General features: G+C 44.9%; 9 protein-coding genes and 1 riboswitch. Of the genes, 3 read left to right on the top strand and 6 right to left on the bottom strand.

The annotated features are described in order from the left end of the window. Positions 1-86: 86 nt before the first annotated feature. Positions 87-1,022 (bottom strand): dihydroorotate oxidase, encoded by a 936-nt coding sequence (locus tag O3626_RS07485; RefSeq protein ID WP_371496174.1) that lies wholly within the window; start codon positions 1,020-1,022, stop codon positions 87-89. Between the two features lie 299 nt (positions 1,023-1,321). Here O3626_RS07485 and gdhA point away from each other — a divergent pair, with 299 nt between their 5' ends. After that, the gene (gene gdhA / locus O3626_RS07480) at positions 1,322-2,668 is read left to right on the top strand and encodes an NADP-specific glutamate dehydrogenase (protein WP_003004977.1); all 1,347 of its coding nucleotides are present in this window, start codon (positions 1,322-1,324) and stop codon (positions 2,666-2,668) included. Between the two features lie 281 nt (positions 2,669-2,949). Next, on the top strand, positions 2,950-3,270 hold the full coding sequence (locus O3626_RS07475; RefSeq protein WP_024056290.1) for a hypothetical protein: 321 nt from the start codon (positions 2,950-2,952) through the stop codon (positions 3,268-3,270). A gap of 40 nt (positions 3,271-3,310) precedes the next feature. On the opposite strand, the gene O3626_RS07470 is transcribed toward O3626_RS07475, so the two are convergent. Further along, complete coding sequence (locus tag O3626_RS07470; protein WP_371496172.1) at positions 3,311-4,159, bottom strand: mechanosensitive ion channel family protein; 849 nt, start codon at positions 4,157-4,159, stop codon at positions 3,311-3,313. A 137-nt stretch (positions 4,160-4,296) separates the two neighbouring features. On the opposite strand from O3626_RS07470, the gene sstT reads away from it, so the two are divergent. After that, positions 4,297-5,514: a serine/threonine transporter SstT gene (gene sstT / locus O3626_RS07465; protein ID WP_013904166.1), complete on the top strand. Its 1,218-nt coding sequence runs from the start codon at positions 4,297-4,299 to the stop codon at positions 5,512-5,514. 53 nt (positions 5,515-5,567) lie between these two features. Here sstT and O3626_RS07460 read toward each other — a convergent pair whose 3' ends face one another. The 4 genes from O3626_RS07460 to O3626_RS07445 all read right to left on the bottom strand — a co-directional run bounded on the left by O3626_RS07460 (position 5,568) and on the right by O3626_RS07445 (position 11,773). After that, entirely contained in the window at positions 5,568-6,899 is a 1,332-nt protein-coding gene (locus O3626_RS07460) for a sodium:alanine symporter family protein (RefSeq protein WP_021153873.1), read from the bottom strand. A 102-nt stretch (positions 6,900-7,001) separates the two neighbouring features. Continuing rightward, positions 7,002-7,096, bottom strand: a riboswitch (glycine riboswitch). Positions 7,097-7,225: 129 nt separating this feature from the next. After that, positions 7,226-8,644: a C69 family dipeptidase gene (locus O3626_RS07455; protein WP_371496170.1), complete on the bottom strand. Its 1,419-nt coding sequence runs from the start codon at positions 8,642-8,644 to the stop codon at positions 7,226-7,228. A gap of 160 nt (positions 8,645-8,804) precedes the next feature. After that, entirely contained in the window at positions 8,805-11,144 is a 2,340-nt protein-coding gene (locus O3626_RS07450) for an endonuclease MutS2 (protein WP_371496168.1), read from the bottom strand. A gap of 74 nt (positions 11,145-11,218) precedes the next feature. Then, positions 11,219-11,773: a CvpA family protein gene (locus O3626_RS07445; RefSeq protein WP_371496166.1), complete on the bottom strand. Its 555-nt coding sequence runs from the start codon at positions 11,771-11,773 to the stop codon at positions 11,219-11,221. Position 11,774: the final 1 nt, after the last annotated feature.

The raw sequence follows: 11,774 nt of genomic DNA, 5'->3' as shown, positions 1-11,774 counted from the left end.
GAATTCTAACGAATTACCGATTTCTGTCCCACTCTCATAAAAAACTTCCCCAAGTTTCCACTTGAGGAAGTTTTTTTTTCGAAAGATTAGTCAATGTAGTGCAATTTCCCACGGAAGTCTTCTAGACTTTGGTAGCCTTTTTCTTCCATGATGGCTTTGAGCTCCGCAGTGATGCGGTCAAAAGCTCCTACTCCTTCTTTATGCAGCGTCGTTCCGATTTGCACCATACTAGCCCCACAAAGGATATGTTCAAAGGCATCTCGACCAGTCAAGACACCCCCTGTCCCCACAATCTGAATTTCTGGGTTCAGACGTTGGTAAAAGGCATGGACATTGGCGAGAGCCGTTGGCTTGATGTATTCTCCACCAATCCCACCAAATCCGTTCTTCGGACGGATCACCACGGATTCATCCTCAATGTAGAGGCCATTTCCGATCGAATTGACGCAGTTGACAAACTTGAGCGGGTATTTGTTAAAGATCGCTGCTGCTTGATCAAAATGAACGATATCAAAATAAGGTGGCAACTTGATCCCTAGAGGTTTTGTGAAATAGGAAAAGACCTCAGACAAGATCCGATCTGTCGTATCAAAATCATAGGCGATCTGAGGTTTCCCAGGGACATTGGGACAAGATAGGTTCAACTCTGTCAAGCCTTTAAAGTCACTGTCTTGCACCTTTTTCAAGATGGTATGAGTTTCTTCAGGAGACATGCCGACGAGAGATAAGAAGAAGGTCCGATCTGGATCCGTTTCTTGCAACTCCAATAAATAATTCAAATAATAGTCCAACCCTTGGTTAGGTAGCCCCATCGAATTGATCGAACCAAGCGGCACATCTTGGTAGCGTGGCTCTGGATTACCAGCACGTAATTCTAAGGTCGCTGTCTTGGTCACAAAGGTCCCCGCAGCTGAGTTCTTCACTTCTTCTAATTCCTCAGTAGTCATACAGGCTACACCTGCCGCATTCATCAAACAGTTGTCAAATTCAAAACCAGCAATTTGCGTCTTTGTCGATACCATCTTGTACTCCTTTTTTGAAACACCACCAACAGAATCGTTCGGGATGCTCTCTATTTTCTTCTTTCATTATACCATCACTTGGAAGCTTCCGGACAATCAAAGCTAAAAATTCTTCCAAACATTCGGACTTTCCTAGTCACGATAAAATTTTCAGAAAATTCAACTTTTTTCTTTACAAGCCAAAAAAAGTCTGCTATAATGATCCATGTAATAAAACATGACATTGTTTGTCAACTGTCTCAAAGCCACTCCCCTAGCGGGTTTGCTGGTTTTCGTTTCATTCACAAAGGAGAATTAACATGACAACTGCTAAAGAATATATCCAAAGCACTTTCGAAACTGTAAAAGCTCGCAACGGCCACGAAGCTGAATTCCTTCAAGCTGTTGAAGAGTTCCTCAGCACTTTGGAACCTGTTTTTGAAAAACATCCTGAATACATCGAAGAAAACATCTTGGCTCGTATTACAGAACCTGAACGCGTAATTTCTTTCCGTGTTCCTTGGGTTGACCGTGAAGGAAACATCCAAGTAAACCGTGGTTACCGTGTTCAATTCAACTCTGCTGTAGGTCCTTACAAAGGTGGTCTTCGTTTCCACCCAACTGTTAACCAAGGGATCTTGAAATTCCTCGGTTTCGAACAAATCTTCAAAAACGTCTTGACTGGTCTTCCTATCGGTGGTGGTAAAGGTGGATCTGACTTCGATCCTAAAGGAAAAACAGACGCTGAAGTGATGCGTTTCTGCCAAAGCTTCATGACGGAATTGCAAAAACACATCGGTCCTTCTCTTGATGTCCCAGCCGGTGATATCGGGGTTGGTGGACGTGAAATCGGATACCTTTACGGTCAATACAAACGCCTTCGCCAATTTGATGCTGGTGTCTTGACTGGTAAACCTCTTGGTTTCGGTGGTAGCTTGATCCGTCCAGAAGCAACTGGTTATGGTTTAGTTTACTACACTGAAGAAATGCTCAAAGCCAACGGCGACAGCTTTGCTGGTAAGAAAGTCGTAATCTCAGGTTCTGGTAACGTTGCTCAATACGCTCTTCAAAAAGCAACTGAACTTGGTGCAACTGTTATCTCTGTATCTGACTCAAACGGTTACGTGATCGACGAAAACGGTATTGACTTCGACCTTCTTACAGACGTCAAAGAAAAACGTCGTGCACGTTTGACTGAATACGCTGCTGAAAAACCAACTGCTACATACTACGAAGGTTCTGTATGGACTTATGCTGGTAACTATGACATCGCTCTTCCATGTGCAACTCAAAACGAAATCGATGGCGATGCTGCAAAACGTTTGGTCGCTCAAGGTGTGAAAGTTGTCTCTGAAGGAGCAAACATGCCAAGTAACATCGATGCCATCAACGTATACAAAGAAAATGGTATTCTTTACGGACCTGCTAAAGCAGCCAATGCTGGTGGGGTTGCTGTATCTGCTCTTGAAATGAGCCAAAACAGCCAACGTCTTTCATGGACACGCGAAGAAGTGGACGGACGTTTGAAAGACATCATGACCAACATCTTCAACACTGCTAAAACAACTGCAGAAACTTACGGTCTTGGTAAAGATTACCTTGCAGGTGCCAACATCGCTGCCTTTGAAAATGTCGCAAACGCGATGATTGCACAAGGTCTTGTATAATCAATCGATATTTTTCTTTGAGACCTTCGGGTCAAAGCCTCTCAACTCCTGAAACCAGTGTGTTTCAGGAGTTTTTTGTAGCTAATGATCTCCTTAAGGACAATTGGTTCCAAGGGAAGAAAGTCATTTTTAAAGAAAGGAATCTTAACCATCATTAGTGGTGAGAGATTTGAGCCATCTCTTTTTCTGTATCTTTTTCTAAAAAAATTTTATTTTTTTTACTTTACCCCCTTGCATTTTTAATAAATTAGTATTAAACTATAGCAAAAGGAGGTGCGCTTATGTTTCATTTTGCTCAAGACAAGTCAACTACCATTGAATTCCTTAAGTCTGAATTGATGCAACTGCTTTCTGATATGCGTCAGGAGATTGCAGCAAGCCGTCAAGCACAGACTTGTACTGCTTGCCAGCATATCCAACACTGCATTAACAAGATCCAAAGGGCAAAAAGTTCCGTAGCCATAGCCCTTCCGATCGAATCATTGGATCTCGAAATCACTGCCCTATTGCGCAAGCAATTATTGATCTTACCACCTGAGGCTCGAAAGATTTGGGATCAGATTAAATATTTGGATGACAAATACTGCCACTTAAGATCGTAACATCGATTAAAATAGCTCAGAAAAATATTTCTGAGCTTTTTTACATGATTCCGTTATTTCCTGTTGGAAGGTTGATTCCTGCTTCCATCAAGGCATCATGATAGAGTTTACAGTAAGTATGATAAACAGTAACCTGTGTCCCATTTTGCGCGGTCATCGCAATACGGAAGGAATAGCGACCATTTTTTTCGATCTGTGGGCCTAAAATCGTAGGACCTGTCAACACCTCTGGGTGTTTATCTTGTTCAGACTGATTAACCTGAGCAATCACCTGATAGATCTTGTCGAGATTGGTATTTGCATCTAGCGGAATATCGATCAGCACGCGCATATCACCACGTGAGAGATTGCTGACGACGGTGATATTGCGATTCGGGACAAAGTGGAGAGTCCCATCAAAGTCCCGCACCTGGGTCGTCCGAATCCCGACACTGCTGACGATTCCGGCAATATTAATAGACCCATTCGTGAGACGAACATTGTCTCCCACGTCCAACTGGCGTTCTAAAAGGATGAAGAAACCATTGACCAAATCGGAAAGAAAGCCTTGGGCTCCCATCCCAATCGCCACCCCAGCAATCCCAGCACCAGCCAAGAGACTAGAGACTGGAAGACCTAGAATCGACAAAATCCAGTAGATCAAGATGAAATACAAACAATAGTTTAAAAGGCTCTCAACCAAACGGAGAATCGTATTTTTACGGGCTTCATCCTGCACCGTATACTTAAAGGATGGGGTTAATATCCGCTTAACCAGGCTATGGATGACCTTTTTAGCAATAAAAAATAAAAGAAAGACAAAAATCAGAGAGATACATTTTGATATCAGATCATCAAAAATCTTCGTCCAGTCTATTTTACTGAAATAACGTTGGAAAGCTTGACTCATTTATTCGGGCCTTTCTATCAAAGAATAGTATGATTATATCAAATATTCGGAAATAAGGCTATTTTTTGAAAATTTCATTGCTTTTCCCCCCTAACTATCGTATAATATTCCTTAATTATTTTTTAAGGAGGTCCTACATGATTCATCGATTGATTACCACTTGGAATAAAACCAACCTTATGAAAAGGATCGCAATCGGGATTGTACTTGGTGTTATCCTAGCCCTTATCTTCCCGAAAGCAACTGGCATTGGACTCTTAGGTCAGTTCTTTGTTGGGGGACTCCGTGCGATCGCACCTCTTCTGGTCTTTGCGCTCGTCGCAAATGCCCTCTCCCAACACCAAAAAGGGACAGAGACCAATATGAAAAAGGTTATCGTTCTCTATCTCCTAGGAACCTTTGCTGCTGCCTTCGTCGCTGTTTTGGTCAATTACATTTTCCCGATCACCATTACCCTGACTGGAAAGGCCGCTGAAGGATCCTCTCCAAACGGGATTGGCGAAGTGATTAGTAACCTCTTGCTCAAGATCGTCGACAACCCGGTCAATGCCTTGCAGCAAGCCAACTACATTGGGATCCTTTCTTGGGCAACTGTCTTTGGAATTGCCATGAGAGAAGCGAGCGAACATAGTAAAGACCTCCTCCAAACTCTAGCAGACATCACTTCAAAAATTGTTGAGTGGATTATCAACCTAGCTCCATTTGGGATCTTAGGCTTGGTCTTCACGACCATCGCTGGCCAAGGACTCAGTGCCCTTAGTAACTACGGGATTCTCTTACTTGTTTTGGTTGGCACCATGGCTTTTGTAGCCCTAGTTATCAATCCATTGATCGTCTTTTTCATGATCCGAAAGAACCCTTATCCCCTTGTTTTTAAATGCCTCCGTGTCAGTGGGGTAACAGCCTTCTTCACTCGAAGTTCTGCAGCCAACATCCCTGTCAATATGCGTCTCTGTGAAGAATTGGGGCTGAATCCAGACACCTATTCTGTCTCCATTCCACTTGGTTCAACTGTAAACATGGCAGGCGCTGCGGTGACGATCAATATTTTGACGCTAGCTGCTGCCAATACCTTACACATTCAGGTTGACTTTGGAACGGCGCTCATTCTGAGTGTCGTAGCGGCTATCTCTGCTTGTGGAGCATCTGGAGTTGCGGGAGGATCTCTCCTTCTCATCCCTGTTGCTTGTAGCCTCTTTGGCATCACCAATGATTTGGCCATGCAAGTCGTCAGTGTCGGCTTTATCATCGGGGTCATTCAAGACTCTTGTGAAACAGCCCTCAACTCTTCGACAGATGTGCTCTTCACTGCCATCGCCGAAATGAGCAGCTGGCCAAAAGAAAAACGCTATTAAAAGATCTTATCTCAAATAGACAAGAAAACCTAGACCTCGCGATCTGGGTTTTCTTATTTCTTAAAGTAGCGCTTGCTTTCTTTGATGATGACAGGTGAGAGAGCTAAAAGGGCAATTAGGTTAGGCAAAGCCATCAGCCCATTAACGATATCCGCAATGACCCAGACCAGATCTAATTTTAGGAAACCACCTAGTCCAACCATTAAGACAAAGAAAGTCCGGTAGAGGTTGATATGTTTGACACCAAATAGGAATTCGAAACACCGTTCTCCATAGTAAGACCATCCAAGAATGGTCGTTGTCGCAAACAGCACCAAGCACAGCGTTAAGATAATGCCTCCAACTGGGCCAAAGACACCTGTAAACGTATCCTGGGTCAAGGTGCTCGTGCTGCCCTTGGCCATCCACTCATCTGAAACCAAGAGCGAAAGTCCTGTCAAACTACAGATGATAATGGTATCAATAAAGGTTCCTGTCATCGAGATCAAGCCCTGCTCGACAGGTTCATTGGTCTTTGCAGCAGCTGCTGCAATGGGGGCCGATCCGAGACCCGATTCATTGGAGAAAACCCCACGCGCCACCCCTTTTTGGATGGCCATTTTGACCGTTGCTCCTGCAAAACCTCCCATGGCTGCAGTCCCTGTGAAGGCACCTGAAAAGACCGATTTTAAGGCTGGAAGCAATTGGTCTAGATGCAAGGCAATGATCATGACAGTCGCAAAGATATAGGCAGCAGCCATAAAAGGAACCACTTTTTCAGAGACTTTGGAAATCCAGTGAATCCCTCCAAAGATGATGGTCGAAACCACTAGAGCAATCACTACACTAGCCACTTCTGGAGCCGTTCCAAAACTAGCTTGAAGGGATCCCGTAATGGAATTAACCTGGGTCATGGTTCCGATCCCAAAGAGGGCCACCAACACTCCTGCAACCGCAAAGAAAATAGCCAGTGGTCGCCACTTCTCTCCCATCCCGTGAAGAATGTAATACATAGGACCACCTGAGATATGACCGTTGTCATCCTTGGTCCGATAACGAATGGCTAAGAGCCCTTCTGCATACTTGGTCGCCATTCCAAAAAAGGCTGCCATCCACATCCAAAAGAGGGCACCTGGGCCACCTGTCTGAATCGCTGTAGCTACCCCTACAATATTCCCCGTCCCTACAGTAGCCGCTAGAGCTGTCGCAAGGGCTCCGAAGCTCGAGATATCCCCGTGTCCCTCATCTTCTGTAAAGATCAAGCGAAAAGCTTTTGGAAGGTAGCGTATCTGAAGCAATCCCAAGCGAAGCGTCAGGTAGATCCCTGTTCCTACTAAGAGCACCAATAAGGGGGCGCCCCACACTAAATTATCGACCTGCTGAAAAAACTGCAATACATGATCCATTTTCTGTCTCCTTTTTCATCGACCGCTCGACAGAAAAGAGAAAAAGAAAGAGCACATGTCAAACATGTACTCTGGTCCTGCTTAAAATAGGGGACTTCCCCTATCTTTCGCTCTGTCCTTTTACCTGAGAGTTTGAGTAGATGCATCCTCTACCTTGCCCCTTCGGTGCCATTTCTGGTCTCTCCAGAGTTCCGTCCATTCACAGTCACTCACGCTCCTGCAAACTTCATTCGGTCGTATGTAATTTTCTCTATTTTAATCGATTTTCAAAAGTTTGTCAATCGTTTCTGAAAATATCTTGTAAATTACCTGAAAATACAAAATTTTTAATCACTCAAGGAGAAGTGATTGGTCATGAGGTTGCTAGCATCGAGCAAAATCTTGTCCAAGAGTTGATCTGTCGCTTCCTGGATTTGATCACTCATAGCTTGGTTTTCCGCCTCAAAATCAACGGTGTCACCTGCTGCAAGTGCACGATCGACCTTATTGATGCGCGCATGTCCCCAGGCCATTGTCGTTTCTTGGTAATCGTCCAAATCACCAACATGGTGAGCATAGTGAGGGTCAGCTAGTCCCGCAATAATCCGGTTGGCCCAGTAGAAGGAATCCGTTGTTACCTTAGCCGTCGTATTGGCAAAGTAGTCTGGTGTTGTATCCACTTGGGTAAAGAAAGGAACGGCTGTATTGTAAGGCATGGAACCATAAGAAATCCATTGAATCCCTGTCGTTTCTTGTGGTTTATTGGGACGCAATTGCAGAATCGCTGTCTGGCTGGTCCGGTTGATCCCGATCGTCCGGAAGGTCCGTTGACTCACGTGATCTCCCTCAGGACCATAAGGATCGTAGATAGTGTCTTGGTAGTGGTTGCTCAAGACATATTTGACATCTTCAATCGTCACCTTGCGATAAGGTTTTTGACACCAAGGAATCTCGAAGCTCCGTGGATCCTGCTCGATTTCAGGATTGAGGAAATGCTGGATGGCCCAAGCTCGCGGTGTATTGTAGTGGCGGTCCTTATCTTTTTGGCTACCAAAGGCATAGCGTGGATTAAAACCTTTCCCTTCTTGATCTAAAATCAAATGGTGCTCTGTGACAAAACGTTCAAGATCCGGGTCACAAAGAAACTCATCGGGATTGCCAAATTCAAAATAATCACTTCCCAGTTGGTTGGGGTTGGTCACATAGGCATCGTCAGGGACACGACGCGCCATCCAGTGGTGACCTCCGATGGTTTCCAACCACCAGATTTCATTCACATCTGAAATCGCGATCCCGTTAGACTCATAAGTTCCATAATCTTCCAAGATCTTTCCGAGACGCAAGACCCCTTCACGGGCTGTCTTGACATAAGGCAAGACCAAGGTCAGCATGTCTTCCTCACCGATGCCGCTCTCTACAAGAGGATCTGCCCCTAGCACACGGCTATTGGTCGTAATGGTCTCTGTCTCACTCATAGCTACATTATAGACATTGATCCCAGCTTCTCCCCAGATCCCGTCTTTAGGAATCGCATCTGGAACCGCTGTATAGCGAACTGGAGTATCTGGTAAGTCGATTTCAAAAGTTGATAAAACAGACTTGTAATGACGTGGTTGATCTTCCGGTTTGACCACGATCAATTTCTTGGGCGTAAAAACGCCATTTTGAGAATCCTCTGTTCGTGCTACAATGGTCGAACCATCATAGCTAGCATTTTTTCCGACTAGAATCGTTGTACACGAATCTGCACTTTCACGTTTACGCATGCGTATCCTCCCAAATCATTCATTGCCTCTATTATAGCACTTTTAAAAGGGAGGACCTACTGAAAATCCAAATTGAGAACGGATCGTTTTCAATTTCTTTTAATCCGTTTCATTATGTAAGATTTTAAAAAAACCTAGCTGATAAACAGCTAGGTTTCGATTATCCTTTAAACGTAACAATGGTTGCGCCACTACCACCTGCATTTTGGGGGGCATATTCAAAACTTTTGACGTGTTTGTTGCGGCGGAGATACTTGGTCACCCCTTCACGGATAACTCCCGTTCCAATCCCGTGGATGATATCGACTTGGGCCATGTTGTTGAGCAGGGCCTGATCGATAAAGCCATCTAGCTCTTGCATGGCCTCTTCATAGCGTTTTCCACGGAGATCCAGACGTGCTCTCGGCCCACTCGTGTTGGAGCGTTTGACGACATTCACCTGGCGTTTCTTAGGTTGAGTTGCTTCTTTTTCAGCCTTGATAAGGTTGAATTCTTTTTCTTCCAAGGTCATCTTGATCAAGCCGACTTGCGCCTCCCAGCGACCATCTTTGAGTTGCTTGACCAGGGTTCCGCGTTGGCCATAGCTGATAACCAAGATTTCATCTCCTACCTTAGGAGCACGCGCCTTTTTGGCTTTTTTCAAGACCTTGTTTTTAGAAAGGTCGACGGTCTCAGGCGCTAGTTTTTTCAACTGAGCCTTGGCCTCAATAATTTCATGTGGTTTCAACTGGGATTTGGCGTGAAGGCCTTGAAGGATACGGTCACTCTCTGAGAGGGCCATGTCCACAATTTCCTTGGCCTCTTCTCTCGCCTTATTGAGCTCTGTTTCTCTCTCTCTGGTCAGTTCGTTATAGAGTTTTCGAAGAGCACGATTGAATTTGAGATTTTCTTGCTCGACCTCTTGAATGGTATCCAAGCGCTTGCGACTTTCTAAGGTCTGCGCCTCCAATTTTTCAATAATCTGATTGACATCATTATCCGTATTGGTCATCTTCATGGCATCCTGGATAATGGTCTCAGACAAGCCTAAACGGCGGGCGATCTCAAAGGCATTGGAGCGGCCAGGAACTCCTTGCATGAAGCGATAGGTCGGACGCAGACTCGCTGTGTCAAACTCCATACTGGCATTTTGCACCCCAGCAGTCTCAATCCCATAAGCCTTAAGCTCTGGATAGTGGGTTGTCGCCATAGTCTTAATCCCGCGTAAGCGCAGGTCTTCTAGGATAGCAATAGCAAGGCCAGCCCCCTCTTGAGGATCGGTTCCAGCCCCCAACTCATCCAGAAGGATCAAGGAGGCGGTATCAACTTGATGTAAGATAGATACGATATTGGTCATATGACTGGAGAAGGTCGACAAGCTCTGCTCGATCGATTGTTCATCTCCAATATCTGCAAAGACTTGTGAGAAGATGCCCACACAACTACCTGGATCTACTAGGATGGGAAGACCAGACTGGGCCATAATTTGCGCTAGTCCCAGCGTTTTTAGCATAATGGTCTTCCCCCCTGTATTGGGACCGGTAATCACGATTTCAGTCAAGTCCTCGGTAAAATGCAGGTCATTCGCGACGGCATTTTCAATCAAGGGATGACGTAGTTGCAAGAGCTGAATAGAGCGATTACTGCTAACCTCTGGTACCACTGCCTTGAAATCACGCATAAATCGATACTTGGCCTTGATCAAGTCCAAGTGACCGATAATCCAGGCATTATTTGCAATCTCTGCCGCATGGGGGCGTAGGCTGTCAGACAATTCCTCCAGAATCTGAATGATTTCATACCGTTCATCTGCCCGGTGGTTGGCGATTTCTTCATTGAGATTGACCACTGCACGAGGTTCGATATAAACGGTATTCCCACTGGCTGAGATATCGTGGACCACCCCTGCAATCCGGTTGCGATAGGTATTTTTTACTGGTAAAACATTGCGTCCATTCCGGCTAGCAATCACAGCATCCGCTAACATATCGGCCTTACTTTTCAGTAGATCTTGTAGAATCTCTCTGACCTGGTGTTCATTTTCCTGGATGCGGCGACGGATTTTAGCCAATTTTTCACTGGCAAAAGACTCGACAAAGCCTCCTTCGTTGATAGCTTGTAGCCCTCCTTGTAAGCGGGGCAAATCCACCAAGTTGTCAAAGAGGCGATGGAGCCTTTCCAAACGGACATTTTCCAAGTTTTCGTAAAAATCCTTGAGCTCATGTGTCACTCGAAGAACTGCTTTTAAAGCCAGTAATTCATCGATATTGAGGGCCGCCTCCATCTCCAAACGCTTGGTCACTGGACGGACATCTTGGATGGTCGATACTGCAAAGCGTGAATCTTCCAAGAGGATCTGCTCCATATCCTCTAGCTCCATAAAGGCCGTTTCGATGCTTTCTTTTTTATCAGTTGGAGTAAGGACTGCTAGCTCCATCTCCCCTTGCTCTGTCTGTAAATAGGGTTCAAAGAGCTGCTTGACCTTGTCAAACTCCAGAATATCTAAGATTTTTTTGTTCATTTTTCTCCTACAAAAAAAGTGAGCGTACGTCCTTGAGTCGTACTTGTCTCACTCCTTTCTTCCTGTCTTGCTCCTTAAGCCCCGACGATCGCAGTTACCCACAAATTGTGGAACAGACTTGAACTAATCGGGGTATGAAGGATGATAAAGCGGATCAAGCCGCTTGCATTTAGTCTATTTTGGATGGAAACCATGGGAACAGTTGAAAGGACGGTTAAGCCCATCTGGATGACCAAGAGAGTTATCACCACGGCGATCACACCTGCTCCAATTTGATACTTGCGCTCCTCCAGCTTTTCTGGCTGGGGAACCAAGTGCATAAAGATCCCAATCACACGACCAATCAGGTAGATCATCACAAAAATCAATACATATGCTAAACCTGCATAAAAGATGTCATCTAATTGAAATAGGTAGCGGTTGGCATAAAAATAATTCACCGATTGCTGGGTGGGACTCGAAAAAGGAACCCATAGAGACAACACCTTGGCCAGTCCCTTATAGCTGCCACCTGCAATCAAGAGAGCCACTAAGGCCACTAGAAAGTAATAAGACTGGAGGATAATCCCTCTTGCATAGCCAATATAAAAGCTCCATGCCAAAATCAATAAGATTAAGAAAGTTAACATG

The organism is Streptococcus sp. 20925_1_77 (genome assembly GCF_041432125.1).
Taxonomy (GTDB): Bacteria; Bacillota; Bacilli; order Lactobacillales; family Streptococcaceae; genus Streptococcus.
The sequence above is the reverse complement of the archived record's forward strand: the minus strand, read 5'-3'. Positions and strand labels throughout refer to the sequence as shown.

Bases quoted from the DNA above. Each gene is read 5' to 3' on its own strand.
- O3626_RS07470 (WP_371496172.1), bottom strand. From the start codon at position 4,159: ATGAGTCAAGCTTTCCAACGTTATTTCAGTAAAATAGACTGGACGAAG.
- O3626_RS07455 (WP_371496170.1), bottom strand. From the start codon at position 8,644: ATGCGTAAACGTGAAAGTGCAGATTCGTGTACAACGATTCTAGTCGGA.
- O3626_RS07445 (WP_371496166.1), bottom strand. From the start codon at position 11,773: ATGTTAACTTTCTTAATCTTATTGATTTTGGCATGGAGCTTTTATATT.
- O3626_RS07485 (WP_371496174.1), bottom strand. From the start codon at position 1,022: ATGGTATCGACAAAGACGCAAATTGCTGGTTTTGAATTTGACAACTGT.
- sstT (WP_013904166.1), top strand. From the start codon at position 4,297: ATGATTCATCGATTGATTACCACTTGGAATAAAACCAACCTTATGAAA.
- O3626_RS07450 (WP_371496168.1), bottom strand. From the start codon at position 11,144: ATGAACAAAAAAATCTTAGATATTCTGGAGTTTGACAAGGTCAAGCAG.
- O3626_RS07460 (WP_021153873.1), bottom strand. From the start codon at position 6,899: ATGGATCATGTATTGCAGTTTTTTCAGCAGGTCGATAATTTAGTGTGG.
- gdhA (WP_003004977.1), top strand. From the start codon at position 1,322: ATGACAACTGCTAAAGAATATATCCAAAGCACTTTCGAAACTGTAAAA.
- O3626_RS07475 (WP_024056290.1), top strand. From the start codon at position 2,950: ATGTTTCATTTTGCTCAAGACAAGTCAACTACCATTGAATTCCTTAAG.